The 25,663-nt window shown below is 61.4% G+C and carries 23 protein-coding genes; 18 read left to right on the top strand and 5 right to left on the bottom strand.

Translation table 11 applies throughout. From position 1 onward, the window contains the following. Nucleotides 1-52: 52 nt before the first annotated feature. Nucleotides 53-1,168: an HlyD family secretion protein gene (locus tag IFT47_RS21915; protein WP_244656017.1), complete on the top strand. Its 1,116-nt coding sequence runs from the start codon at nt 53-55 to the stop codon at nt 1,166-1,168. A 237-nt stretch (nt 1,169-1,405) separates the two neighbouring features. Beyond that, complete coding sequence (locus IFT47_RS21910) at nt 1,406-2,617, top strand: cytochrome c biogenesis protein DipZ (protein WP_192174086.1); 1,212 nt, start codon at nt 1,406-1,408, stop codon at nt 2,615-2,617. 32 nt (nt 2,618-2,649) lie between these two features. Here the strand turns inward: IFT47_RS21910 and IFT47_RS21905 are convergent, their stop codons facing one another. Next, nucleotides 2,650-3,192, bottom strand: coding sequence for a cytochrome b (locus IFT47_RS21905; RefSeq protein WP_192174085.1), 543 nt, complete (start codon nt 3,190-3,192; stop codon nt 2,650-2,652). A 2-nt stretch (nt 3,193-3,194) separates the two neighbouring features. Next, nucleotides 3,195-3,347, bottom strand: coding sequence for a hypothetical protein (locus IFT47_RS21900; RefSeq protein ID WP_192174084.1), 153 nt, complete (start codon nt 3,345-3,347; stop codon nt 3,195-3,197). 490 nt (nt 3,348-3,837) lie between these two features. Here IFT47_RS21900 and IFT47_RS21895 point away from each other — a divergent pair, with 490 nt between their 5' ends. From IFT47_RS21895 to cysC, 6 genes are read left to right on the top strand one after another with little or no spacing between them, the layout of a single operon-like run. Beyond that, nucleotides 3,838-4,971, top strand: coding sequence for a transaldolase family protein (locus IFT47_RS21895; protein ID WP_192174083.1), 1,134 nt, complete (start codon nt 3,838-3,840; stop codon nt 4,969-4,971). After that, the gene (locus IFT47_RS21890) at nt 4,968-5,705 is read left to right on the top strand and encodes a sulfotransferase-like domain-containing protein (protein ID WP_192174082.1); all 738 of its coding nucleotides are present in this window, start codon (nt 4,968-4,970) and stop codon (nt 5,703-5,705) included. The genes IFT47_RS21895 and IFT47_RS21890 overlap by 4 nt, the downstream gene beginning before the upstream one ends. Then, nucleotides 5,702-6,433: an SDR family NAD(P)-dependent oxidoreductase gene (locus IFT47_RS21885; RefSeq protein WP_192174081.1), complete on the top strand. Its 732-nt coding sequence runs from the start codon at nt 5,702-5,704 to the stop codon at nt 6,431-6,433. Before IFT47_RS21890 ends, IFT47_RS21885 begins: the two co-directional genes overlap by 4 nt. Before the next feature lie 45 nt (nt 6,434-6,478). Further along, nucleotides 6,479-7,681, top strand: a complete 1,203-nt coding sequence (locus tag IFT47_RS21880) for a hypothetical protein (protein ID WP_192174080.1) — start codon at nt 6,479-6,481, stop codon at nt 7,679-7,681. Then, nucleotides 7,650-8,432: a class I SAM-dependent methyltransferase gene (locus IFT47_RS21875; RefSeq protein ID WP_192174079.1), complete on the top strand. Its 783-nt coding sequence runs from the start codon at nt 7,650-7,652 to the stop codon at nt 8,430-8,432. Before IFT47_RS21880 ends, IFT47_RS21875 begins: the two co-directional genes overlap by 32 nt. 28 nt (nt 8,433-8,460) lie before the next feature. After that, complete coding sequence (gene cysC / locus IFT47_RS21870) at nt 8,461-9,063, top strand: adenylyl-sulfate kinase (protein WP_407073253.1); 603 nt, start codon at nt 8,461-8,463, stop codon at nt 9,061-9,063. Between the two features lie 164 nt (nt 9,064-9,227). On the opposite strand, the gene IFT47_RS21865 is transcribed toward cysC, so the two are convergent. Continuing rightward, entirely contained in the window at nt 9,228-9,467 is a 240-nt protein-coding gene (locus IFT47_RS21865; protein WP_192174077.1) for a hypothetical protein, read from the bottom strand. A gap of 49 nt (nt 9,468-9,516) precedes the next feature. After that, entirely contained in the window at nt 9,517-9,780 is a 264-nt protein-coding gene (locus tag IFT47_RS21860; protein ID WP_192174076.1) for a hypothetical protein, read from the bottom strand. A gap of 372 nt (nt 9,781-10,152) precedes the next feature. Here IFT47_RS21860 and IFT47_RS21855 point away from each other — a divergent pair, with 372 nt between their 5' ends. Continuing rightward, a complete protein-coding gene (locus IFT47_RS21855; protein WP_192174075.1) occupies nt 10,153-10,851 on the top strand; it encodes a haloacid dehalogenase type II in 699 nt (232 codons plus the stop codon). A gap of 46 nt (nt 10,852-10,897) precedes the next feature. Further along, the gene (locus IFT47_RS21850; protein WP_192174074.1) at nt 10,898-12,076 is read left to right on the top strand and encodes an MFS transporter; all 1,179 of its coding nucleotides are present in this window, start codon (nt 10,898-10,900) and stop codon (nt 12,074-12,076) included. A gap of 216 nt (nt 12,077-12,292) precedes the next feature. Here IFT47_RS21850 and IFT47_RS21845 read toward each other — a convergent pair whose 3' ends face one another. After that, nucleotides 12,293-12,916, bottom strand: a complete 624-nt coding sequence (locus IFT47_RS21845) for a glutathione S-transferase family protein (protein WP_192174073.1) — start codon at nt 12,914-12,916, stop codon at nt 12,293-12,295. 369 nt (nt 12,917-13,285) lie between these two features. On the opposite strand from IFT47_RS21845, the gene IFT47_RS21840 reads away from it, so the two are divergent. From IFT47_RS21840 to IFT47_RS21805, 8 genes are all read left to right on the top strand, one after another. Continuing rightward, nucleotides 13,286-14,083, top strand: a complete 798-nt coding sequence (locus IFT47_RS21840) for a hypothetical protein (protein WP_192174072.1) — start codon at nt 13,286-13,288, stop codon at nt 14,081-14,083. 875 nt (nt 14,084-14,958) lie between these two features. Next, on the top strand, nt 14,959-16,176 hold the full coding sequence (gene wecB, locus IFT47_RS21835) for a non-hydrolyzing UDP-N-acetylglucosamine 2-epimerase (RefSeq protein WP_342345387.1): 1,218 nt from the start codon (nt 14,959-14,961) through the stop codon (nt 16,174-16,176). A 46-nt stretch (nt 16,177-16,222) separates the two neighbouring features. After that, entirely contained in the window at nt 16,223-18,436 is a 2,214-nt protein-coding gene (locus IFT47_RS21830) for a hypothetical protein (protein WP_192174070.1), read from the top strand. A 12-nt stretch (nt 18,437-18,448) separates the two neighbouring features. Beyond that, entirely contained in the window at nt 18,449-20,557 is a 2,109-nt protein-coding gene (locus IFT47_RS21825) for a glycosyl transferase family protein (RefSeq protein ID WP_192174069.1), read from the top strand. Then, on the top strand, nt 20,554-23,130 hold the full coding sequence (locus IFT47_RS21820) for an NfrA family protein (protein WP_192174068.1): 2,577 nt from the start codon (nt 20,554-20,556) through the stop codon (nt 23,128-23,130). The genes IFT47_RS21825 and IFT47_RS21820 overlap by 4 nt, the downstream gene beginning before the upstream one ends. An 8-nt stretch (nt 23,131-23,138) precedes the next feature. Beyond that, nucleotides 23,139-23,804 (top strand): alginate O-acetyltransferase AlgF, encoded by a 666-nt coding sequence (locus IFT47_RS21815; RefSeq protein ID WP_244656016.1) that lies wholly within the window; start codon nt 23,139-23,141, stop codon nt 23,802-23,804. Beyond that, on the top strand, nt 23,801-24,790 hold the full coding sequence (locus tag IFT47_RS21810; protein WP_192174067.1) for an alginate O-acetyltransferase AlgX-related protein: 990 nt from the start codon (nt 23,801-23,803) through the stop codon (nt 24,788-24,790). Before IFT47_RS21815 ends, IFT47_RS21810 begins: the two co-directional genes overlap by 4 nt. Nucleotides 24,791-24,867: 77 nt before the next feature. Next, nucleotides 24,868-25,650 (top strand): hypothetical protein, encoded by a 783-nt coding sequence (locus IFT47_RS21805; protein WP_244656015.1) that lies wholly within the window; start codon nt 24,868-24,870, stop codon nt 25,648-25,650. The last annotated feature ends 13 nt before the right edge of the window (nt 25,651-25,663 follow it).

The following is a 25,663-nucleotide window of genomic DNA, read 5'->3' as shown; positions in this document are numbered from 1 at the left end:
GTCCAACGCCGCCCCGTCACAGGCAACTTCCGCAGCGCCCGCGCCGGCGGTCATGCCGGCCACCACGCAACCGCGTTCGGCGCGCATACGCCTGGTGTCGGCGATTCTGTTCGGCGGCATTGCCCTGGCGGGTGTGCTGGTCGTGCTGTACGCGTGGCAGCTGCCTCCGTTCAGCAGCCCGATCGAAAGCACCGAGAATGCCCTGATTCGCGGGCAGACCACGATCATCGGCCCGCAACTGAGCGGCTACGTCTACGAAGTGCCGGTGCAGGATTTCCAGTGGGTCAAGCAGGGCGATCTGCTGGTGCGCATCGACGACCGGATTTATCAGCAGCACCTGGATCAGGGCATTGCTCAGTTGGGCGTTCAGCAGGCCGCGCTGGCCAATAATCTGCAACAGCGGCGCAGCGCCGAGGCCACCATTGCCCAACGTCAGGCCGCTATCGCGAATGCCCAGGCGCAGAGTGACAAGGCCGCTGCCGACCTTCGCCGCGGTCAGGCACTGGTGACCGATGGCTCGGTGTCGAAAAGCGAATTTGACGTGACCCGCGCGGCAGATGCACAAGCAAAGGCAGCATTGGCCGAAGCCAAGGCGGCGCTGGAGATTTCCCGTCAGGACCTGCAAACCGTGATCGTCAATCGCGGCTCGCTGGAAGCGTCGGTGAAGAATGCCGAAGCTGCCATCGAGCTGGCGCGCATTGACCTGACCAACACGCGCATCACTGCGCCTCGGGACGGTCAGCTGGGGCAGATCGGGGTGCGCCTGGGGGCGTACGTCAACTCCGGTGCGCAGTTGATGGCGCTGGTGCCGCGCCCGCGCTGGATTATCGCCAACATGAAAGAAACCCAGATGGCCAACGTGCGTCTGGGCCAGCCGGTAAGCTTCACCGTCGACGCCCTGGAAAATCTGAAGATGCGCGGCCGGGTGCAGCGCATTTCCCCCGCAGCGGGGTCCGAGTTCAGCCTGCTGCCTGCCGACAACGCTACCGGCAACTTCGTCAAGATCGCCCAGCGCATTCCGGTGCGCATCACCATCGACGACGATCAGCATGACGTGGACCGCCTGCGCCCGGGGATGTCGGTGGTGGTCAGCATCGACACCAGTCAGGACGGCGCCGTGCCGCCGGACCCCGTGGATGGCAAGGTGGATTCGGTGAACGGCCGCTGAATCGGCCCGCCTGTCTCGCCGTGTATCCCGCTCCACGGCAGATACGTGCTGATTCATTCACTGATTTCCCGGACACATCCGCGACACCTCCCGGACGTTGAATGGCGGCTCCGAGGCAATACGCCTCGGCCGCTCTTTCAACCAACGCGCCCAGTGCCCGGAGCCCGCCATGAACTGGAAAAACCTCACCTCCGCCTTTCTGTCCGCCAAGCTCATCAGCGATGTGGGTGACCGGCCATGTTTCTGATCGCCTTTCTCGGCGGCATCGTCACGGTGCTCAGCCCCTGCATCCTGCCAGTCGTACCCTTTCTGTTTGCCCGGGCCGATCGGACGGCGGGTTCGGTACTGATGACCCTGTTGGGGCTGACGCTGACGTTTGCGCTGGTCTCCAGTCTGGCGGTGGTCAGCAGTGACTGGGTCGTGGCGGCAAACGGTATCGGCCGCAATATCGCGCTGGTGATCCTGATGCTGTTTGCCCTGTCGCTGCTTTCCGCCCGCGTGGGCCACTGGCTGATGCTGCCGCTGGTGTCGCTCGGCAATCGGCTCGACCCGGCGACGCGGCGCTTGTCCGGTCCGTCTGCTTCATTACTGATCGGCGTTGCCACCGGCCTGCTGTGGGCGCCGTGTGCCGGGCCGATTCTAGGCATCATCCTCACTGGCGCCATGCTGCAAGGGCCCAGTGCGCAGACCAGCCTGTTGCTGCTGGCGTACGGGCTTGGCAGCGCAGTGTCGTTAGGGGTGCTGATCTTCGCCGGACGCGGGTTGCTCGCGCGGCTGAAACTGTCGCTGCCGGTCACTGCCTGGCTGCGCCGTGGCGTTGGGTTCACTGCGTTGCTGGTGGCCGTGACCCTCGCCACGGGCTCGCAGAATCAACTGCTTGCCGGCACCTCATCCGAGGGCGCAGCAGCGGTGGAAAAGGGCCTGCTCGGCGGCGTGCCCAAAGTCATCGATTACGTCGTCTCCAGCGTCAAAGCCGCAGCGGCACCGGACGTCAGCAGCCAGGGCGCGATGCCTTCGTTGTCCGGGGCTACCGCGTGGCTTAACTCGCCGCCGCTGAGTGAGGCATCCCTGCGCGGCAAGGTTGTGCTGGTCGACTTCTGGACCTTTGACTGCATCAACTGCCAGCACAGCGTTCCTTACGTCAACGAATGGGCGAAGAAGTACGAAAAGGACGGCCTGGTGGTCATCGGCGTGCACACGCCCGAATACCCGTACGAACGGCTCATCGACAACGTGCGCAAGCATGTCGCGAGGCTGGGCCTGAATTACCCGATCGCCATCGACAACGACTACGCCATCTGGCGCGCTTTCGACAATCAATACTGGCCCGCGCATTACCTCATCGACGCCAGGGGGCATATCCGCTACACCCACTTTGGCGAAGGCGCCTACGACACCCAGGAGCAAGTCATTCGCCAGCTGCTCGACGAGGCCCACGCAAAGGGCTGAAGCGAGAGGCGCTGACGAATGAAAGGTCGCGCTTACACCATGCGTTTGACAGTGTTGTCCTTGCGCACGAAGTGGTGCCAGATCGCCGCGACCACGTGCAGGCCGATGACGTAGTAAAAAATCGTGCCCAGCAGGATGTGGTAATGCTCCAGTGTTTCGGCGGTGTCCTTGGACATGTCGAACGGCGCCGGAATGCTCAGGGAGGTCAGGGGGATGGGCAGGGCGCCGCGTTCCAGCAGCACGGTGAACAGACCCAGCAGGGGTTGCGCGAACAGGAAAGCGTACAGCGCGTAATGAGACAACGTGGCCGCCAGACGCAATACGCCCTCCAGGGGCGGGGTGATGCCCGGCGGCGTATGGCGGTGGCGCTCGGCGATGCGGAAAAACGCCATGACCAGCACGACGATGCCGACCCAGAAATGCGTTTGCACGACGAAGGTTCGCGCGTCACTGCCACGGGCCAGTTGGGTACGGCTCAGGATCAGCGCGTAGGCGAGCACAATCAGGATCGCCATCACCCAGTGAAACCAGCGGGCTTTGTAGCTGTAGCGTTCGGTATCGGAAGGTTTGCTCACGGTCAGGTCTCTTGGTCTGTTTTTTTGATCTGGCGCGGCGCAGTCACTGCCGCAGCGCTTTCATAACCCAACGTCTGGCGGCCGTCGAGGAGAACGTGCAATTCGAACGGCGCCTGGGGCCTTACCCACTTGCCCTTGAAACCTGCCCGTCCCATTAACTCCTCCTTCCGAAAGCCTAACTAACTTGAATGGTATGACTAATTAATTCAGAGATTATGGCGCCCGATATTCAATTTGCTTATTTCAGCTCCATACTATTTTGCACCTGTTCCTGTACTTCATTTTTAATGTCATTCGTTTGAGTAACTTCAAATAGTGGAAGAATTTTAAATATCCCTTCATATTCATATTAGAAATAAACAGCGCCGTTACTTATTCTGATTTGGCATTAAAATTCCGTTGAATTCCGTTTGACAGGTTTCCCGCTTGGATCCATCTTAATGCCTCGACGGCTCAGATCCCTGACTATCAGCTTGAAAAAGCTGGCATTTTGCCCATATGCAACCGGGGCCTCGAAGTTTGTGAATCTATCGAAAAGGAAAGGGCATCTTCATGGATGTTTCAGGCTTCGTTCACCTTTTAAAACGTCATAACTCTGATGCGCAAGTCTGGTTTGATTCGTCGCCGACTGTATATAAAGGCTGCGTGAAGAAGTTGCTGTGGGCTTATCCGGATGCGCACAATTTTATTACCGGATTATTGCCCAATGAACCGGATAGTTCGGATGCCGGCGTCAGCGGGGCCACCACCAACCCGACGCTGATCAGTCAGGCGGTCATGAGCAATGCAGCTCATTACCGTGATTTTCTCCACACCCTGCCCCCTTCGATGTTGGCAGACGCTCGGCTGCGACAGCTCTACGACCAGGTGGTCATCGACAGCGCCCAACCGTTGCTGCCGCTGTTCAAGCGTTCAAGAGCCCGATACGGCTGGCTGTCGGCGCAAATCGAGGGCGGGCACTGGATGAATCAGGACGCGCTGGTTGTCCGCGGGCTTGAGCTGGCGGCGCTGGCGCCGAACATCATGATCAAGATCCCCGGCAGCGCCCAAGGCTATCGCGCCATCGAACAATTGGTGGCGCGGGGTTGCTCAATCAATAACACCTTCTGCTTTACCGTCTCCCAGCTGGATGCCTGCCTCAAGGCCATTCACGCCGGGCGTCAGCGGGCGCACGCCAACGGCGTGAGCACGGAGCGGGCGCGTTACGTGGTCAGCTTCATGATCGGTCGGCTGGGTGCGGAAGCGGAATTCGAGCGGCAAGCGCGGGGCAGTCGTATCCACCTCAGCCGCACGGATAAACGCTGGGCCGAGCTGGCGGTGTATCAGGCGATGCAGGCCCTGATGCGGCGGCGCGAGACACCAGCGCAACTGTTGTTGTGCAGCATCAGGGTCGACACCGATGCGCGTGGACGCGAGCATTGTTGGCACCTGCAGCGCACCGGGGCCGACACCACGCTGTACACGCTGACACCCCAACTCATCGAGTTCCTCGTGCGCCGTCAGCAGGCCGGGCACAGCATCGCCCCGGCGACGGAATGGGTGCAGATTCCCGGCAAAGTCCTTGATCGTCTCCTGGCCATTCCGTATTTCAACCAGGCGTACTTTGAACGCGGCCTCACCCCGGACGAATACGCCCGTCATCCGGCCTTCCTGACTGCAGGCAATGACGTACGCCTGGGCGTGCAGCGCCTGCTTGGTTTCATCAACGACACCCTGGATCCGCCAGGTGTCACGCCTCGCATTGCGCGTCGTCCAGCGACCGTGGAGGGGCGGGCATGAACCGGATGATTGGCCTCTGGGCCCATCCGCGCTCGCGATCGACGGCGCTGGAAAGGGTGTTCATCGAGCGCGGTGATTTCGAGGTTTTCCACGAGCCGTTTTCGCACATGGCGTTCGACGAACAATCAGCCATTCCCCATGGGGACCTCAACTGCGGGATGCCCCGTGACTACGAGTCGATCAAGGCCCTGTTGCGTGACACCCGCCAGCGCGCCCATGTTTTCCATAAAGACATGGCCTATCACTGCCTCGACCGGTTGAAGGCCGACGCCGAGTTTCTAACGGAGCAACAGAACGTCTTCATCATTCGCGATCCGGCCCGGGCGATTCTGTCCCATCACGCCATCTTCCCGCAGATGCCGGCGCACGCGATCGGTCATCAAGCGCTGTACGAAATCTTCCGGGAGGTCAGGCGGCTGACCGGCCACACCCCCTGTGTGATCAACGCCGAGGACCTCGCAAGCCACCCGGAGCACACCGTGCGCAGGCTTTGCGACCACCTGCAACTGGATTTCATGCCCCAGGCATTGAGCTGGAGTGCAACGTGCCCCGAGCAATGGAAGGCCTGGCGCAGCTGGCACAAGGAGGCCGAGAACAGCACCAGGATCATGCCCGGCAGTGCTGATTTCGATGAGCGTCCTCTGCACGCCAATCCCCACCTCATGACGTATTACCAGCTGCATCGACCTTTCTACGAGCGTATGAATCAGTTCACCGAGCAGGGACAGCCATGAAAAAAATCGTCATCACCGGCGCCGCCAATGGCATCGGCAAGGCCACCACCATAGCCTGCGTCAGAGCCGGCTATTACGTCATCGCAGCGGACATTGACCGGCTGGGCCTGCAGTCGCTTCAGGCAAGCCTGCCGCTGCACCGACTCGAAACCCACCTGGCGGATTTCTCCCAGGCGCACGTCTATCAGTCGTTTATCGGCAACCTGTACGACCTTCACAAACACCGGGCGCTGTATGCCCTGGTCAACAACGCCGGGATCTATCACGGCAAAAGTGTCTACGACTACAGCGACTCGGAAGTGGACGAGATCTGGGCCGTCAACCTCAAGTCGCTGGGGTTCCTGTCCAAGGACTTCGCGCGGCGGGAGTCGGCGGCGGGTTACTCGCGCAGCATCGTCAACATCACATCGGTGGCAGGGGAGGTCGGGAGCATGGATGCGTGGTACGGCGCGACCAAGGCGGGCGTGATCGGCCTGACCAAATCCAACGCCTGGAACTTCGCTCCCCGGATCAGGGTGAACGCCGTGTCCCCGGGGCTGATTCGCGACACCTCGATCCATGACCGTATTCCCGATCCCCGCCGCAGGGAGTACGAGCGACAGGAAATCATCAAGGAGCCCATCCAGCCAGACGGCGTGGCCGACGTCATTCTGTTTCTGCTGTCGGAACAGAGCCGGCACCTGACCGGAAAAGTCATCGCAGTGGATAACGGCGCTTACCCGCGCTAGTGATCGGGAACACCACCGTCCCTCACGTCTTTCAGGGAGAACACCATGCACCGCAAAAAACTGCTCATCGTTGGCGGCGGCAACCTGTGCCTGCAAATCCTGCAGATCCTGGCCCCGCGCAATCAATTTGAATTCCACGTCGCCGGTCGCGATCTCGAAAAGGCCACGCGGATGTGCAATTTGATCCGACTGGCCGCGCTGCAACAGAACGTCACGGTCCAGATTCACAGCCATCAGATGGACTTGCGCGAGTCGTGCATCAGCCGCAATGCGGAAACGCTGTTACAGATCCGGCCAGACATCATTCTCAACTGTGCCTCGCTGCAATCCTGGCGGGTGATCACACAACTGCCGGCCGAACGCTTTGCTGCTCTTGATCAGGCGCAGCTCGGGCCCTGGCTGCCGATGCACCTGGCGCCGGCCTACGCGCTGATGCGAGCCGTCAAACAGTCCTGCCCGAAAAGTCTGGTGGTCAACGCGGCGTTCCCTGATGCAGTCAATCCGATTCTTTACAAGGTCGGCATGGCGCCGGACATCGGCATCGGCAATATCGCCAACCTGATTCCGGCCACCCGCAGCGCCGTAGCGCATCTGTCCGGCTGCCTGCCAACGCAGGTCTGCGCCAAACTCGTTGGCCACCACTATTTCAGCCACAGCGTGCCCCGCCATGGCCTGCCGCCGCAACGGCTCGAAGCCAGCTTCAACCTGACGTACTGGATTGATGGCGAAGAGCGCACCGACGAACACACGGCGGAGGCTATTTTCGGTTGCGTCGCCCGTGAATTCAGCCGGTTGGGCGGCGTCGACGGGCAATATCTCACCGCCATGTCGGCCGTGACGGTGCTGGAAAATCTCCACGCCGAGCATGAGGTGCGGGTCCACGGTCCAGGCCCCCAGGGGTTGCCCGGCGGTTATCCGGTCAAGGTCGGCATGGGCAAGGTGCTGCTCGACCTGCCTTACGGCGTGACCCGGGAAGAGGCGATCAAGGTCAACGAAGCGGGGCAGCGGCTGGACGGCATCCAACTGATTCGCGCCGACGGCACGGCGGTGTTCGGTGAGGCACAGATGCAGGTCATGCAGCGTGAACTGAATTTCGCCATGGCCGAGATGCGCGTCTGCGACGCCGCCGCCTGGGCGGAGGAACTGGGTAGCAAATACCTGGCGTATGCCGAGGGCGCTCAGCACAACAGCGGTCATCACACAGGAGTCGCCGCCCATGCCGCCGGTCATCGCGCTTTCGCCTGCTGACCGACTGGCCGTCGCCGATCACGACTATGCCGGGCAATACGCCGTGGACTTCGTCGAGCGCTGGGATGAATTGATCGACTGGGACAAACGCGCGGCCGGCGAGGGGTCGTTCTTTTATGATCTGCTGCGCCGGACAGGGGGCTGGCGTGTGCTGGATGCCGCGACGGGCAGCGGCTTTCATGCGGCGCAGTTGCACAAGGCCGGCTTCGACGTCACCGCCTCTGACGGGAGCCCGACCATGGTGCAGCGGGCCCGACGCAACTTCGATCGGCTGGGCGTCGACGTGCCGGTCCATCGTTGCGACTGGCAAGCGCTGGATGCCCGCGTACTGGGGAAGTTCGACGCGGTGCTGTGCCTCGGCAGTTCGCTGTGCCACGTGTTCGACCGCGAGGCTCGCATCGCCGTGCTGAAAAGGTTTCGGCAGATGCTCAAACCCGGTGGACTGCTGCTGATCGATCAGCGCAATTTCGAAGCCATCCTCGCCGGCCGCTTCAGGTCATCGGGGCGCTATTACTACTGCGGCGACACCGCCAGCGTCAGCCTCGGCGAGCTGGACGAGTCGGTGTGCGAGTTCGTCTACCGCTTTGCCGACGGGGCGCAGTATCGGCTGCGGGTGTGCCCGATTCGTCCGCGCCAGTTGCAGGACGAACTGCGCGCGGCCGGCTTCCGCGCCCCCCATGCGTACGGCGATTTCAAACCGATCTACGACGTCATGAACGTGGACTTCATTATCCACCAGGCCCACGCCTGACCCTGACTCAAGGAGGAGCATTGTCATGATCAGCCATACCCCTGGCCTGACGCAGCACCACAATCTGGTGCCGTATCCGTTCACTCCGATCATTCCGGCCACGTGCGTCGCCAGACCCCGGGTCATCTGGTTGACCGGCCTGTCGGCGGCGGGCAAATCCACCATCGTCGACAGCCTCAACCCGGTGCTCCGGGCGCGCGGGTTGACGACCTGCATTATGGACGGCGACTCCGTGCGCACCGGTCTGTGCCGCGACTTGAGTTTTTCTGCGGAGGATCGTGAGGAAAATGTGCGGCGGGTGGCGGAAGTCGCGGCGTTGATGGTCGAAGCGGGGTTGACGGTGATGGTGGCGTTGATTTCGCCGACCCGCTCGGCTCGGAAGTTGGCCCGCACGATTGTTGGCAGTGCGCGGTTTGTGGAGGTGTTTGTGGACGTGCCACTGGCGGTGGCTGAAGCGCGGGATCCGAAGGGGTTGTACCGCAGGGCCCGGGCTGGGGGGATTCCGGGCTTTACCGGCGTGGATTCGGCGTATGAACCGCCGGTGTTTCCGGAACTGCATATTCGCAGTGATCAGGTTGAGGTGGGGCGGGCGGTGAGGATGATTGATGACTGGTTGTTGGCGCGGGGGTAGGCGATGGCCGCATGGGTTGCGATCCAACACCCCCGCCGTGCGAGTCCGTGATTCCCCTCGCCCAGATCGATCTCCCCCGGCTGAAGGCGGCCCCACTAAATCAACGTATTCATCCGGTGGGGCCTTCTTGAGACGAGCCGCTCCCATAGCCGCTGAGCGCGCAGTTACTTCTCCTTGATGTGGGACAACGCCTTGTTCGCCTGGTCGGCGCATTTCTTGAAGTCGCCCGATTCATGGGCTGCTTTGGCCTGTTGATGCTCATGGTGACCTGACGAGGTGAAGTCAGCCTCCGTCGCTGCCTTCAGCTTTTCGAGTGCCGCTTCGCACTCGTGGTGATCATCCTTGGCAAACGCAGGTCCTGTGACGATAAGTGCTGCAAGCAGAGATGAAGAAAGAAAACGCATCGACCACTCCTTTCAAATAACAGCCATTAATAAACAGAAATTAGCGCACTTAGAGATGCTTCTTGGCTTCCTTATCCAGATGCTTATCCGCTTTATGACGCTCATCGTCGTCATGTTTAACGCCTTTATCCACTTCGTTGGCGTCATGCTTGACGCCTTTGTCTGCTTCCTTGGCATCATGATCCACGCCCTTGTCCAGCTCACGATTGTCGTGACGAATCCCCTTTGCCATTTCGTCTTCGGCGAGGGCCAAAGGAACAACGGACGCAGTTATCAGCGCCGTGATGAGCGCAGACGAAACGAGCTTGTGCATGGTAATACTCCTGAGCGAACGTCGAGGTCCTCATGACCCCATCGCTTTTCAGCGTAGACAAAGTCCAGCAAGATGAAAGGGGTTTGGCGACCTCATCGGTGGCGGGGCCTCTTCGGTTGGAATCTACTCAAAAAAAGACCCGAACAATGACCGCACATTCTCACCTTCAAGCATTCCTGTGATCGGTCATGGCGGGAATGTGCTTGGGTTTAGCGCAACCACGTGGTGGTTCGAAGAAACCGACTGCGCTCGACCGATCAGACGCGCATTCCCGCGGAACTCTTCAAGCATGCTGGCCACTGAGTTTAAGCGCGTACCTGTACATTCCTGATCAGCACGCGACCTCACTGCGCAGCCTCGGAGAACACGTCCATGCTTGAGCTTGATTCCCGCACCAAAGTCATCACTTTTGACTGCTATGGCACCCTTGTTCAATGGCATGACGCCGTACGGCGCGCGGCTGCCTCCATCCTTGAGCGGCATCTGACGGTTACGGCCTCAAAGGAAAGCATCGCAAGTTTCGCGGCTCGCCTGCGTGAGATAGCGATGGAGCATCAGCAACAATCGCCTTTCCTTGAGTACGAAACGGTACTCGGTGCGAGCCTGAACCAGGCGTTGCGTGAAGCCGGTCATGACGCCACGGCGGCAGACCTGGGGACATTGCTCGCGACCCTCAGGCGGATCGAGCCCCACCCTGACGTACCCAAAGCCCTTGCCCGGCTGCGCCAGCATTACCGGATTGCCGTCATCAGCAACACCTCGGATGAGCTTATCGCCGACACCATTACGGCAATCGGTACGCCAATCGATTTCGTTATCACGGCCCGGCAGGCGAGGGCTTACAAGCCTGATCACGCGCTTTTCCGCCACGCTTACGCCACGATGGGTGTTACAAAAGAGGAGACGATCCATGTCGCCATGGGCCAGTTCAGTGACTTGAAGGTCTGCCAGGAACTGGGGATCCGGTGCGTCTGGATTGATCGAGAGAGCGAACCCCTCGATCCCGCCTGGAAACCTGACGCCGTATTGAAGGACCTTTCCGGACTGCCGCAGTTGCTGATGCCGTCCTGACACGCCGGCTCGACTGTCGGACACCACGCTTATAAGGGGGGCTCACGTGCTGGTTACCGGAATCCTCTGGATAGCGTTTTTCATCATCAACTTCAACGTAGTGATGATGATTCCGCTGCTGCCTTTCATTCAGCGTGATTTGCACCTTTCTCCCAGCGAGTCCGGGTGGATTTTGGCTGCTTTTCCAGTGGTGGCGCTGATCAGTAACCTGGCGCTTGGCCCGCTGATTGATCGCCTCGGCAGGAAGCTGTTCATCATCGTGGGGGGCGTGGCTTGCTGCCTCACGCTGCTGCTCACCGCCGCATCCCACAGTGCTTCGATGATCGTGCTGAGCCGTGCGGCGACAGGCCTGTTCATGCCGATGATCGGCGCATCCATTTTTGCCGCCCTGGCGGACTATGTCCCCGAGGCCAAGCGCGCCAGAGCGGCCGGGTATGTCACCACCGCAGCGCCGATTGCCTTTCTGTGCTCACTCTCCATGGGCGTCGTTGTGGGAGGGCTGCTGTCGTGGCAAGTCACGGTCATCGGCCTGGCGGTTGTCTGCGCCGCTCTTGCCGGTCTGGCGCTCACCTTCCAGGCACCGCCTTCAGCCTCGTTGTCCTCCTCCACAATTAGCCGGGCCATGTACAAGGAGCGATTGACGTCGCTGTCGGCCAGCCCCGGAACCCGCCCGTTGATGGCGGCGTACTTTTGCTGGTCGATTGGCGTGTACGTCTTTCTGGGGCTTTACCCGAGCTGGCTCGTGCAACACGGGCTTTCATCATTTAGCGTCGATACCGTCGGCTCGGTCATCTTCATTGGCGAGGTCGGCGGACTCTTCGGCGCGATGCTTTCCGCGAGGCTTGCCAGCCGATTCAACAATCCGTTGCGTTTGTGCGCCGTTGCCTCGGTAGCGATCGCGGCGGTGATTCAGGTGATCCCATGGGGCGAAGGCTCGCCGTTTGCACAAGGCGCGGCCTACATGGCCTTCGCGTTCGGACGAGACCTGATGCTGGCGCTGATATTGGGCGATGCCATGCGGCTGGTTGAAGCGTCGCGAAGAGGAAGTCTTAATTCATCGCTCAATGCGGTGTATCAAACGGGGGGCACGCTGGGTGGGTTGTTGAGCGCCTGGCTGTATGGCTTGAGCGCCGGGTATTTTGCGAATGTGGTGGTCGCTTCGTTGGCGTTTGTGGCTTCTGGGGTTTTGCTGCATGGAATTTCGGGGGCGAGGTTTCGTTCTTGAGCGCGGGGCGGTGTATCTACGAACTAGACTTCTTGCTCCCAGGCAAACGCTGATCATTAAGCAAGACGTGTTGAGCAGACGCATACGCAGAAGGGCTTGCCGCGAACCTACTTAGCTAACAACCGTCGGCGCTATGCGCCGACAGTACTTTTTTACACACTCTGGGCCGAAAGCTGCAACAGGCGCTCCTTACGGGTACCCCTTTTAATATCGACCCTAGGGCTCCCCATTTCTGCCATGCAAACGAAAGCCGACGCGCTCGTTGAGCCTCTCATAATAATCCCTCACCGCTGGCAATTCAGGATGTTCCATCGGGGTTTCAAACCATCGATTGACCGAGAGAGCAATCGGTATGTCAGCCAGCGAAAACCTGTCACCGGCGACATATGCGCCCGTCGAAGCCAACTGGCGCTCCAGTATTTGCATGTGCCGGGCCCAATCCGCGCACCCGGCGGCAAGCGCGGCAGGATCTTGATGGGCAGGCGAATACCTGACTAACGACATGAATGCGTAGCTCCAGGACCGGTTGAGGTCTGAGGCTTGCCAATCGGTCCATTGGTCGATTCTTGCCCTTATTCTCGCTTCGGTGGGATACAGCCCCCACGCCTCATAGCGCGTGGCAAGGTAGCGAATGATGGCGTTGGATTCCCACAAAGTGAAACCATCATCCTGGATGACCGGGACCATGGCATTGGGATTCAATGCAAGGAATTCGGGCGAGCTGGTGGGTTTGAAACCTGCGCCCCAGTCTTCACGCTCGAAAGGGATGTTGATCTCTGTACAGGCCCACAAAACCTTTCGCACGTTGATCGAAGTCGCTCTGCCCAGAATCCGCACCATGTCTTAGTCCTCGTCTTGAGATGGGAAATCGTCTATGGCGATGGTGCATGGGTCAAGGGGCATTTTGTTGAACGCTTATGGCCGTTCTCTTTCGGTCATCGTTTGCAGTAGCGCTCTCGCGGAAGCGCGCGACGGGAAGAACATTCGTTTGCGGATGTATCCGCATGCACCGCAAAGATAAGCATCCTTCGGCCCCATTTCTTTACGCGGAACCGATCTGCCCTCCCGCGCCACACAAGGGCTACCCACTCACCACGCGAACCTCACAGCGATCGCCCCGTTACAACATCCAGCACGCCTGCACCTGTGCAAGCGGTCATGAGTGGGCTTGGGGCACTGCCAACCGACCTTTCAGTTTGGAGAAAAAACGTGAAATTACCCGGACTCGGCGCCTCGCCGCCCAAGACACCTGATATCACCCCCCATGCCTCCAGGCCCGACGGCAAACCAACCCCTGACGCTGCAAAGCCGTCGAACACCCCCACTGATTCCGGCAATGGCGGCAGCCGAGCCACCGGCAACTTCAGCAACGTGGCTCAAGGCACCGGGGCTCTGGCCAGCGGCGGCTCGGCGATTTATCGGGCTGATCAGAGCACACAGAATTCGCAGTACGCCACGCAGTCCGCCACGGGCGCGGTCAACTATGGCAGCCCTGCCGGGAATGGCGGGCCGGCCGTTATGCAAAACAAGTCGCTGGCTGAGCAAAGTCAGGGGTTGAGCAACAGCGGTGAGGCGTCGAAGCCGTCTTCTCCCTTGATGGAGCTGCTTGATAAGTTAATCGGGGCTCTGCTGCAGCCGTTCGGCGGCGGGGCGAGTGCGCATTCCGCCGGCGATTCTGCCCGGAGTCAGACCAGGGATGCCCATGTGGACGAGAAAGGTGCTGACAAGAACGGCCTGGCTTCCGCCGCTGGCGAAGTGGGCAAGGCAATGTGGATGGTCCCCGGTTTGAGTGGCGTGGCGACAGGCATCGGTGAGTCTGATGGCAGTGTTGGCGGGATACTCAAAGGCGGTGTCGAAGGCGGTTTGCATATCGCCGAAGGTGGGGCCAAAGGCCTGATCGGCGGGGGCGGCAATCCGGTAGCCATGGCGGCTGGCGCCTATGCCGGCGCCTTGTCAGAAACCAAAGCTGCACCAGAAGAGGTGCGCACCGTAGCGGGCACGCTCTAAACGATTCTTGCCGCATGCTTCTTTCTGGGAGGCATGCCTGGCAGGAGCGGCAGTCAGGTTGGCGCGCGTCGGCTGTGGATGTTTCCTTCCCCTTTGCGCCCGACGTGGGCTTTCAGGGTGGCCTGTTGGCGGGCGACAAGGTCGCGCGAGATCGAGGCGAGGCACGGTTTAATGCACACCGACCCTGACCCTGACCATTCGAAGCGAATTTTCCCCCCCCGAAGGCATCACGCTGAACAGGTAAGTACAGCGAAGATGCCTTGCGCTGCATGAAAGCCACCGCGCGGCGACCTCAACTATTTCCTTTCCGATACATAACGGGCTTGCAACTCGACATGTATTGTCAGACACTCTCGCTATCGGTTTCGACAATATACAGGCGCCATTAGGGTGACTATTGAAAGTGCATTGGATTAACTGTCTCTATGCAAACCCTGGTATAGCTTTCGTCGCGACAACGGTATATAAGAAAAGATCCAATTTTGCAGACGAGCGGCGCGTGTTAATGCTCGTTTCCCCGGAAACACTGGCGCAAACGCCTGTTTAGTTGCTTCGTAAGTTACCCTTCTTAACTAAAACAAAACCCCTAAGTGACTGTCCATTACTTCGAAAGTTTCACACTGGCGAATTAAACATTCATTTTGCATATCTGCCTTTGCAGTCATCGATATTAATGTTAATAATCCGGCCTGCTCCGGGAAGCAAGGCAATGCGCCATCTCACACGAAGTGAAATATCAAGCCTCCATTCTGATTAAGTCCCCGGCCCCATAAACTCAATATCTCTGTTTGCTCAAGAGGCGATCACGCCTGGAGCATCGAGAAGGCGCGGACAAGCCGTGTGAGGAGGGCATCATCGCTCGTAGTCATTCCGGGATTAAGATCCTGTCGATTTTCGGTACACGTCCGGAAGCCATCAAGATGGCGCCGCTGGTGAAAGCGCTGGCTGCAGAGCCGGGTATTCACTCGCAGATCTGCATCACCGGCCAACACCAGAGCATGCTCAAGCAGGTGCTGGAGCTGTTCGATCTGAAAGCCGATTTCACGCTGGATGTGATGACGCCGCACCAGACCCTCAACTCGCTGACCGCCGCGCTGTACGGAGCGATTGATCCGGTGCTGGAAATCACCCGGCCCGACCGTGTGCTGGTGCATGGCGACACCACGTCCGCCATGGTGGCGTCGATGTGTGCCTTCCATCGCCGCATCCCTGTGGGTCATGTCGAAGCCGGCCTTCGCACCGGTGACATCTACAGCCCGTGGCCTGAAGAAATGAACCGCCGCTGCATCGATTTGAGTGCCGACCTGCTGTTCGCCCCGACCGATGAGTCGCGCCGCAATCTGCTGAGCGAGCGCTTGCAAGGGCGTTCCTTCGTGACCGGCAACACGGTCATCGATGCCCTGCAGTTGACCGCTCGACGCATTGAGGAAAACGCTGAACTGCGTACCCGGCTGGATCAGCAATTCTCGTTCCTGCGGGGCGACCGCAGAGTCCTGCTGGTGACCGGCCATCGTCGGGAAAACTTCGGTGACGGCTTCCTGGACATCTGCAAAGCCTTGCGTCAACTGGCCAAGCGCAGCGATATCCAGATCGTTTACCCGGTGCACTTAAACCCTAACGTCCTGGGCCCGGTGACCGAGCACCTGGGCGATCTGGCCAATGTGCACCTGATCGAACCGCTGGATTACCTGGCGTTCGTGCGCCTGATGCAGCGCGCCCACGTGATCCTTACCGATTCCGGCGGCGTGCAGGAAGAAGCGCCGAGCCTGGGCAAACCGGTACTGGTCATGCGCGAGGTGACCGAGCGGCCCGAAGCCGTTGCCGCCGGCACCGTGCGGCTGGTCGGGACGTCACCGGACTCGATCATCAGCGGCGTCAACGCGCTGTTTGACGATGACCTGCTGTGGCGACGCGCGTCCCAGGCGGCCAACCCCTATGGCGACGGCAAGGCCAGTTCGCGCATCGTCGATGCCTTGATGGGCCGCCCGGTCAACGACTTCGTGGTCGGCCAGCTGCACGTGCCCAAATACCTTGAGCATGGGCAACGCGCCCCGGCACCGGACAGCGACCGTCCGGCTTCCACGTACCAATAACGACCGATCGAACGACCGCCCCTCTATCAGCTTGAGATCTGCCTTAATGAAGTCTTCCGTTGCCACCCAAACGGGCGCGCTTAGCGCCCTTGTCTGTGGCGTGAGCCTGCTCGCGCTCGTGCCCAACTTTGCCCTGGCGGCGGACAGCCCGCTCACCGAGGCGATCAACCGACTCAATGCCGATACCCAGCAACACCGGGAGATTCGCCTGAGCGATCTGGGCATCGATGCACCCATCGTGCTCGGTTCCACGGATTCGCGCCGCGAACTGTACCTGCCGGTTCCAGCCGGTGTGCCATTGACCGACGCGTCGCTGACCTTCGATGCCAGTTACCTCAACGGGGAGGGCGGTCGCAACACCTTGCTGTTGTCCCTGGACGGTTATCCGGTACGGGCCGAAGGGCTCAGCGAAGCGCAAGGCAACGCCAGCTCCACGCTGGGCGTCGACAAAGCCGCTCGCAACAGCGGTTCGGTGCGCTTGGGCGTGGCCTGGTCGTCGATCGTGTCTCGCGTGTTGTGTGAAGACGAACGCGCGATTGGCAACGTACTGCGCATCGAACCCGACACCCGCCTCAATTACAGCTACGACGCCAATCTGTTGCAGGACGTCGGCGCTGCCTGGGGTGCCTTGCCGGGCAAGCCGGGCATCATGGTCGCTCCGGGCGGCCTGGCAGCCGGCTCTTACGACGCCGCCTGGCGCCTGGGCGTGGCCCTGGAACGGATCGGCAAACATGCGCGCATCCTGTCGTTCCCTGCCGTACAGGACAGCGTTGACCTCAGCGCCCTGCGCATTCCGGCCGAACTGCAGAGCATTCCGGCCTTCGCCGCCCTCAACGGCAAGGGCTCGCATACGCTGGCCAACCCGGCGGAAATCGGCGCATTGCTGATGCTCGGCCAGACCCCCGATGTGCAGGCCGACCTGGCCATCAACGACCCGCAATTGCTCAAGGCGATCAACGAATCCCTGGACGCCCTGCAAAGTCAGATTCAAGGTCTGGATGCCTCAGCGGGCGGTGCGTTTACTCAATGGCGCGAACGTCACGTGAACGCCGGTATGGCCGCCAAGGGTACGGACAATGTGCGTCTGGCGCTGCTCGGCACTCGTCCGGTACTGATGATCGCCCCTGACGCGGCCGGCAAGGCCATGGCCCTGTTCAGCAGCGCCTGGAACAAACTGGCCCGCAGTCGCACGCTGACCGTCAGCGAAGCGCAGATGCCGCTGAGTGCCGACGGCCGTGTGGCCCTGAGCAATCTGGGCGGCAACCCCGGCACCATCGACGTGCTCGCCAAGTCCGACTGGAGCGCTTCGTTCCCGCTGGGCACCGTGGCCTACGACGGTCGTCTGCCCGTCAAGGCCGTGATCGATGTGTCCGCCGCCCCTGGCGCGTCGGACACCGCTCCGGTGGCGTCACTGTTCCTCAACGACTACCTGATCGGCGCGCAACAGTTGCTTGCCAACGGCGAAAAGCAACGCATCGAAGCGCGCATCCCGAGCTACGCCCTGGGTTCCAGGAACGTCCTGCGGGTCTCGTTCCAGCGTCAGCCCGTCAGTGATCGCTGCCTGGAAACGCCGCAAGCGTTCCCGGTTTCCGTATTGCCGACCAGCCACATCGTGCTGGACAAGATTTCCCTGGATGACGGTTTCTCCGGCATGGCCGCCCGTTACGCAACGAACACTCAGATCCTCGTGCCCCAGACTTACCTGGATCACCCGGCCAGCAGCTTGCCGCAGGTGATCTCGGTGGCTGACGGGGCGGGCGTTTCGCCGCTGCGCGCTGAACTGAAAGTCAGCAGCGATCCTAAAGCCACGGTCACGCCGGACAAAGACTTCCTGGCCTTCGAGCTGCCGCTCAAGGACAGCAAGGAATCGGTTCAGGTCGATGACCAGGGTCGCCTGCGTATCAACCACAAGGACCAGCCGCTGCTGGACCTGTCGCCGCTCAACCACCTGGCGTCACTGCAGGCGGTGGATGCCGGTGGTCAGCACGGTCTGGTCTATCGCGTTCTTGGCAGCGAAGCCCCTGTGTTCGCCAAGCCGGTGCTGTTGACCCGCGGCGACGTGTCAATCCTGGGCGACAACGGTGTCGTGAACACCTTCGATACCCAGGATCCAAACGGCAGCCAGTTCATCGACAGAGAAGAGCCCAAGGGCCTGGACGCCTGGCGCACACCTTCGCTGTTGTGGCTGATCCCCGGCGGCATCCTGTTGGTGCTCATCCTGATGTTGGCTGGCCGTAGCGCCCGTCGCAATCGCCAGTAACGGAACCCTTCGATGACGTCGCTTTATTGGCCGTACTGGCTGGCCCATTACTACAGCTTCCTGGAGGTCGCGACCATTGTGGTCGCGGTGCTGATCCTGATCTCCAGCCTGGACGATCTGTTCATTGACCTGTGGTACTGGTCTCGCCGCCTGTTTCGCAAGTTCACTGCGGACCGCAAATACCGGCCACTGACCGCCCGGCAATTGCTGGACCGGGACGAACAGCCACTGGCGATCATGGTTCCGGCCTGGCTGGAATACGACGTCATCGCGCCGATGATCGAGAACATGGTGTCGACCCTCGACTACCAGAACTACGTGGTCTTCGTCGGCACTTACATCAACGACCAGCGCACCATCGATGAGGTGGAGCGCATGCGTCGGCGTTACAAGCAATTGCATCGCGTGGAAGTCCCCCATGCCGGTCCGACCTGCAAGGCTGACTGCCTGAACTGGGTGATTCAGGCGATTTTCCTGCATGAACAGACCCACGGCATGACCTTCGCCGGCGTCGTGCTGCACGACAGCGAAGACGTGCTGCACCCGCTGGAATTGCGCCTGTTCAACTACCTGTTGCCGCGCAAGGACATGATCCAGCTGCCGGTCGTTTCCCTGGAACGCAACTGGTACGAATGGGTAGCCGGCACGTACATGGACGAGTTCGCCGAATGGCACGGCAAGGACCTGGTGGTCCGCGAAAGCATGACCGATACCGTGCCCTCAGCCGGCGTCGGCACCTGCTTCTCGCACCGGGCCTTGAAAGTGCTGGCCGGGGAAACCCAGAACCAGCCGTTCAACACCGACAGCCTCACCGAGGACTACGACGTTGGCGCGCGCCTGGCCAAAGTCGGCATGAACGCCATTTTCGTACGCTTCCCGGTGGAATTCCGGGTGCTGCGCAAATCGTGGTTCCGCAAACCCTACGAATCCACCCTGAAAATGCCGCTGTGTGTCCGTGAATTCTTCCCGGACACCTTCCGCACGGCGTTTCGCCAGAAAGCGCGCTGGACCCTCGGCATCGGCCTGCAAGGCTGGGAGCAGATGGGCTGGAACGGCTCGCTGGCCAACCGATACCTGCTGTTTCGCGACCGCAAGGGCGTGGTGACAGCGTTTGTCAGCATCCTGGCCTACGTGATCCTGGTGCAACTGGTAGCGCTGATTATCCTGCGCCAGAGCGGGTTGTGGAACGTGAGTTTCCCGACGCCGTTCGAATCCAACGGCTGGATCAAGTACCTGTTGATTGCCAACGGTCTGGCCTTGGGCTGGCGCATCCTGCACCGCTGCTACTTCACGACGGTGCTGTATGGCTGGCAGCACGGTCTGCTGTCGATCCCGCGCATGGTGGTGGGCAACTTCGTCAACTTCATGGCCGCCTCCCGGGCGTGGCGCATGTTTTTGGTGGGCAAGGCGCTCAATCGCAAGCTGGTCTGGGACAAGACCATGCACGACTTCCCGTCTACCGATCTGGTGGCCGCCGCACCGCGCAAGCTGGGCAGCGTGTTGCTGTCCTGGCAGGCGATCAACGACGCCAACCTGCAAACGGCGCTGGACGAACAACAAACCCGCCATATGCCACTGGGCCGCATTTTGCTCAGCCACGGCTGGCTGGATGACGAAACCCTGGCTGAAGCCATCGCCTTCCAGAACGATCTGCCGCGGGTGTTCGATGTCGCCCACAAAGCCGACGCCTCGCTGCTGGCCGACGAGTTTGCCCTGCGCTGGCGTGTTGTGCCGCTGGGGACCAACGAGGCAGGCCGTGCGCAGATCGCTGTCGCCAGCCCGCTGTCCGCCGAAGGCCTGCAACAGATCAGCGATGAGCTGGGCAGCGAGCCGGTACAACTGATCGCCCGAGAAAGCGAGATCGTCGCGCAATTGCGCAACGTCTACGCGCTCGATGGCCAGCCGGTGCCCAATGCCCGCGCGCCGATGCTGGGCGACCTGTTGATAGAAATGGGGCTGCTTGACCGCGACGTGTTCAACCGCACCATGCTCAATTACCGCCCGCAGCACCACGGCCGCATTGGCGACTATCTCGTCGACAGCGGCGTGCTGCCTCGGACCACCATCGAACAGGCCGTGGCCCGTCAGCACAGTCATTACCCAACGGAGCTCCCGGCATGAACCGCCCCTTCCTGACGCTCATGGCCACGGGGCTGACCCTTTTGCCTGCGCTGGTCCATGGCGAAGTTCTGCCCCTACCGTTGACCGGTCCCGCTTACCAGGCGGCCAGTGAGGCCTACAGCGCCTACGACCGCAAGGACTACGACCTGGCCATCGCCAAGGCCCGCGAAGCCTTGCGTCAGCGGGCCGATGTCACCCGTCTGAACCGGCTGATCGTGCAGGCACAACGTGACAAGGAACAGCGCGACAACCCCAAGCGCTACCCGCAGTCGCCGTCGCGCCCGGCCCCCGGTTTCAGCGCGGCGGCCCAAGCGTTCAAGGCCTATGATCGCGACAACTTCGGCGTCGCCGCGCAGTCCGCTCGCCAAGCGATCGCCCAGGCACCCAAGCGCATGGATTATCGCCTGCTGCTGATCGAATCCCTGCAACGCCAACAGCATCTGGAAGAAGCCGATCAGGCCACCACCGAAGCTCTGCGGGTTTTCCCGGATGACGACACCCTGTTGATGCGCCGCGAAGCCATTCGCCGCCAACTGGCCGCGCCACTGGCCATCGCCGGTTATCGCGCCCTGGAACAAGGCAACCTGCCGCTGGCCGTGGATCAAGCCCGCAAGGCCGTGGCCTGGGCACCGGAAATCGGCGCTCACCAGCAGTTGCTGATCAGCGCGCTGATCGCGACCCAGGATTACCGCGCCGCCGAACTGGCCGCCACCGGCGCGCTGGCCCAGGACGATGGCGAAACCGCGCCGTGGATTCTGCGCAGCTACGCACTTGATCGTCAGGGCAGGACTCAGGCGGCACAGGCCGACTTGAACCGGGCCTTGTCCATCGAAGGCTTGCTGGATTCTGAAGTGCGCGAGATTCGCTTTTTCGCCGCCGACCTGGCGCTGGCCAACAACGCGCCGCAACAGGCTCTGGACCAGTTGCAGAAACTGCCCGCCGACACGGGCGGTGAAGTTGCCCGCCGTCGCGCCGCCGCCCAGGTCGCGTTGCGCCAGAAGAACAATGGCCTGAAAACCGCGACGCGTTTTCCGGCGCCGGCCCTTAACTGCCAGGAAAGCGCATTCGGCCTGATCTGCGATATCTGGCCGGGCAACCAGCGCGATGGCGGCACGGACACGGCGGTGCAGGCTTACGCTGCGCTGGCCCGAAAGGACGCCGCTTCGGCTGCGGCTCTGGCCAGCGAAGCCATTCGCCGGGCGCCGCAGAATCCGGCCTATCGCAGCCTGCTGGTCAGCGCCCTGACCGAGCAGAAGCGCTTGCCCGAAGCGATAGCGGCGGCCAGCGATGGCCTGCAAGCCAATGGCGACGACGCCCGCCTGCTGGCCCAGCGCGGTCGGTTGCGCCAGCAGACCGGTGACGATGCCGGTGCCCGCAAGGATTTCACCCAGGCCCTGGCCCTGGGCAGCCTGCCCACGTATGAAGAAGCCAGCCTTTATGCCGAGCTGGGCCAACGTCGCACGGCGCGGGAACGTTTGCAGGTAGCCCGCGACGCTGGCGAGCTGGACGGCATGAGCGACCTGCAAGTGGCTTACCTGTCGGTGCAGGCCGGCGACGATGACAGCGCCCATGAGTCATTCCGCAAAGCTGACGCCGCAACGCCTCTAGCGCCGACGGCGACTCAGGACGCGGCCTACAACGCGATGCGGGTCAGTGACGACGAACACGCTGTGGGTTATTTCAAGCGGGTTATCGACGCCAAAAATGCCGGCGAACTGGACATGACCGACCAGCAGCTGTTCGACACCCGCCGCGCCGTGGCCGATGTGTCGCGCACCTGGGGCCTGACCAGCACCACCAGTTATCGCGGCAACAGTTCCAGCAGTGGCTTGAGCTCGGCGCCCAGCACCGGCACCAGCAATGGCAATAACGGGAGCGGCAGTAGCAGCAACGACAGCCTGCAAAACAGCACCGAACTGTCGTGGCGTCCGCTGGGTTACCGCAACGCCCGTTTCGTCGAGCTGTATGGCCGGGTCACCGATACGCTGTGGAGCAAGAACAGCGACTCGGACACCGGCCTGGATGCGCTGCAAGGCGCCTTGGGCGTGCGGGTCAAGCCGTTCACCTCGCTGAACGTCATGGCGGCCGTGGAACGGATCTTTCCCCTGGGGTCCTCCGACATCGACGGCGACTGGCTGTTGCGCCTGGGTTACGGCGCCAGCATCGGCACCGATTTGCGGGTTGATGTCCCCAGCTGGTGGACGTCGCAGTTGTTCGCCGAGACCGGTCATTACGTCAACGACTCGCGCAACTACATCAACAGCGAATGGCAAGGCGGTCGCAGCTACGCCATTGGCGGTGCCGGCTCGCGCTGGGTGACATTCCCCCACGTGGTGGCCGCGTACGACTACGACTCGAAGATGGACAGCGACACCCGCTCCGACGGCAGCACCGAATATTCTTCCGGCCATGCCGCTGGCGTCGGCGTGGGCAACAACGTGCGCTACTGGTTCCGCGAAGACGCGTACAACGCGCCGCGCTCCTATGTGGATTTTTCGTTGCAATACCGAGTGAAAGTGTCTGGCGATGACCGCGCCAAAGGTGTTTTCGCTCGCCTGACTTACTCCTATTGAGGACGGATATGCACCCTCGTATGTATTGGCTGATGGGGCTCGGACTGAGCCTGGGCATGGCGTCGACAGTGGCTCAGGCTGCGTCGGAAATCGCTCAACTCTATGCGCCGAAACTGCCGGAAGGCTCGGCTTGGGTGCGGGTGGTCAATCCCGCCGACGGCGCCGTGCAAGTGAGCGTGGACAACAAGCCCGGCGTTGCCCTGTCTGCGCAGTCGGTGGTGGCCAGTCCTTTCCAGGTGGTGGATTCGCGGCAACCGCTGCGCATTACGGTCAACCAGCGTGAGCTCAAGGGCCTGAACGTTCCGAAAAACGCCTTTGTCACGGTGATTCTGAACAGCGATCCGGTGGCCGCCCCCCGGGTGGTGATCGACCCGCAGCCGCGCGGCAAAGACTTGCGCGCCGAACTCAACGTCTACAACCTCAGCGCCGGCTGTGACAAAGCCGAGATCAAGCTGGCCAACGGTTCCAGCGTGTTCAGCCAGCTGCCGCTCAATGGCCAGGCGCAGCGGACCATCAATCCGGTGCAGGCGACTCTTATTGCCAGCTGCGATCAAAGCGCCAGCCTGCCGCTCAAGCTTGAGCCCTTCAAGGCCGGTGACCGTTACAGCCTGTTCCTGGTCGGCTCACGCCAGACCCCCCGCCTGATCGGCCTCGTTGACCAGACTGCCCCATGACCTTCCTAGTAAAACCTCGCCACATCCTGCGCCGCCCTTCGGTATCCGGCTTGATCGCCGGCGCGCTGCTGAGCCTGTCCGGCACCGCTGCCCAGGCCGATTCGGCAGTGATCACCGGGCAGGGCGGCTGGTTATTTCCTGCGTGGGAAAGCCTGAACACCGTCGATAACCCCGGCATTGCGCGCGACATCGCCCTGATCAAGGACGTCCAACACCAACTTGAGCGCGAGAAAATCGCGCTCGTGGTGCTGGTGGTGCCGATGAAAGCGCCGTTCTACGCCCAGCGCCTGCCTGCCGACCATCCGCTGAGCCCGGCCGTGGTGCAGCGCTATGACCGTTTGCAAGGCGAACTGGCCAAGGCTGGCCTGACGACCCTGAACATCAAGCCGATTCTGCAAGCCACCGAGCAAGGCAAGCAGACGGCGTTTTACCGGGCCGACTACCACTGGACCGCCTGGAGCGCTGAAAACACAGCCGATGCCACTGCGAAACTGATCACCGCACGCTATCGCCTGCAGGGTGAGCCCGGCGGCGGTGCAGTGCTGGGGGAATGGTTCGACAAACGCGCCTTCGGCGATCTGGCCAGCAACTTTCTGCCGTCCATCAAGCGCAAGGCCATCGGCCGAGACATTTACACCGTGCGCCATCAGGTCGAGAAAGACCTGCTGATCGATGACGCCCCGGCCCCTGTTCAGGTCATCGGCAACAGCTTCGTGCAGCCTTACCTTGGCTATACGCAGAAACTGTCCAACGCCCTGGACCGCCCGGTCACACTGACCTGGAACCCCGGCGACGTCGGCCCCTGGGCGACACTACTGCAGTACCTGGAATCACCGGACTTTGCTCAGCACAAGCCGCAGGTGATCGTCTGGCAATTCAACGAGGGTCAGTTCCACCTGGGCCCCGATGCAGCAACCCAATGGAACGCCAAGGGCGTGACGTCGCTGAATCAGTGGCACCAGCGCATCAAAAAGGCGCTTCCTTGAAAGTTCTCGGCAGGACCCCCCGGCGTGCCACTCTAGGTGTTCTGCTGCTTGCAGCGACACTTGTCACAGGCACCGCCATGTTTTACGCCACCACGCAAAAACGGCTGGACCCCGGCATCGTTGGAATTGTCTGGCAGCCCGATAACAAAACAGTCGGCATCAAGGGGCAATGGGACCAGCTGGGTGCCAGGGAATTGCTGGTGCAATGGACCGTGGTCGACGATCAGGCATTCGTGCCAGGCACCGGTCTGCCGAGCGTACCGGTGCTGCCCGATTGGGCACGTATTGCCAAAGAGCCTTGGGCCCAAGATGTAATCATCGGCCTGGCCGGATATTTCAGCGAGAACCGCTCCCGGGACAACATCGAGCAACTGGCTGCCGTCTCGGAGCGCATCGCCAGACTGCCGACGCCGTTGCACGTGACGGGCTATTACTTCCCGGCTGAAGTCGACCCCAGCTGGACCCGCGCCAAGGAGCTGCCCGCGCTGCTGGCCAAGCTTCCGCGTCCGTTGTGGATCAGCGTCTATGACGGCGCCAACATCGGCCCGGCCGCCACAGCAGACTGGCTTAAGCAATGGCTGCCAGACGACATCGGCGTGTTCTTTCAGGACGGGGTCGGCGTCTACGCCCGCACCGCACCGGTCGCCCGCACTTACGCCGACACCCTGCGCGAACGCTTGGGCAAGGACCGCGTGCGCATCATCGTCGAAGCCTTCCGCCCCAACTACGGCGGCGGCTTCCGCTCCGCAACGGCCGCCGAACTCAAACCGCAGCTGGCCGCCTACGACGGTTACCCGCTTTACCTGTTCGATGGCCCGCATTATGTGACGCCAGCCTTGGTGAAAGCGTTGGCGAAGTAGTTGTTGAATTGAT

The organism is Pseudomonas sp. CFBP 13711 (assembly GCF_014842265.1).
GTDB lineage: Bacteria > Pseudomonadota > Gammaproteobacteria > Pseudomonadales > Pseudomonadaceae > Aquipseudomonas.
The sequence above is the reverse complement of the archived record's forward strand: the minus strand, read 5'-3'. Positions and strand labels throughout refer to the sequence as shown.

Excerpts from the sequence above, each read along its gene's own strand:
- IFT47_RS21915 (WP_244656017.1), top strand. The coding sequence starts at position 53 with ATGCCGGCCACCACGCAACCGCGTTCGGCGCGCATACGCCTGGTGTCG.
- IFT47_RS21910 (WP_192174086.1), top strand. The coding sequence starts at position 1,406 with ATGTTTCTGATCGCCTTTCTCGGCGGCATCGTCACGGTGCTCAGCCCC.
- IFT47_RS21900 (WP_192174084.1), bottom strand. The coding sequence starts at position 3,347 with ATGGGACGGGCAGGTTTCAAGGGCAAGTGGGTAAGGCCCCAGGCGCCG.
- IFT47_RS21890 (WP_192174082.1), top strand. The coding sequence starts at position 4,968 with ATGAACCGGATGATTGGCCTCTGGGCCCATCCGCGCTCGCGATCGACG.
- IFT47_RS21885 (WP_192174081.1), top strand. The coding sequence starts at position 5,702 with ATGAAAAAAATCGTCATCACCGGCGCCGCCAATGGCATCGGCAAGGCC.
- IFT47_RS21880 (WP_192174080.1), top strand. The coding sequence starts at position 6,479 with ATGCACCGCAAAAAACTGCTCATCGTTGGCGGCGGCAACCTGTGCCTG.
- IFT47_RS21875 (WP_192174079.1), top strand. The coding sequence starts at position 7,650 with ATGCCGCCGGTCATCGCGCTTTCGCCTGCTGACCGACTGGCCGTCGCC.
- IFT47_RS21865 (WP_192174077.1), bottom strand. The coding sequence starts at position 9,467 with ATGCGTTTTCTTTCTTCATCTCTGCTTGCAGCACTTATCGTCACAGGA.
- IFT47_RS21860 (WP_192174076.1), bottom strand. The coding sequence starts at position 9,780 with ATGCACAAGCTCGTTTCGTCTGCGCTCATCACGGCGCTGATAACTGCG.
- IFT47_RS21855 (WP_192174075.1), top strand. The coding sequence starts at position 10,153 with ATGCTTGAGCTTGATTCCCGCACCAAAGTCATCACTTTTGACTGCTAT.
- IFT47_RS21845 (WP_192174073.1), bottom strand. The coding sequence starts at position 12,916 with ATGGTGCGGATTCTGGGCAGAGCGACTTCGATCAACGTGCGAAAGGTT.
- IFT47_RS21830 (WP_192174070.1), top strand. The coding sequence starts at position 16,223 with ATGAAGTCTTCCGTTGCCACCCAAACGGGCGCGCTTAGCGCCCTTGTC.
- IFT47_RS21825 (WP_192174069.1), top strand. The coding sequence starts at position 18,449 with ATGACGTCGCTTTATTGGCCGTACTGGCTGGCCCATTACTACAGCTTC.
- IFT47_RS21820 (WP_192174068.1), top strand. The coding sequence starts at position 20,554 with ATGAACCGCCCCTTCCTGACGCTCATGGCCACGGGGCTGACCCTTTTG.
- IFT47_RS21815 (WP_244656016.1), top strand. The coding sequence starts at position 23,139 with ATGCACCCTCGTATGTATTGGCTGATGGGGCTCGGACTGAGCCTGGGC.
- IFT47_RS21810 (WP_192174067.1), top strand. The coding sequence starts at position 23,801 with ATGACCTTCCTAGTAAAACCTCGCCACATCCTGCGCCGCCCTTCGGTA.
- IFT47_RS21805 (WP_244656015.1), top strand. The coding sequence starts at position 24,868 with ATGTTTTACGCCACCACGCAAAAACGGCTGGACCCCGGCATCGTTGGA.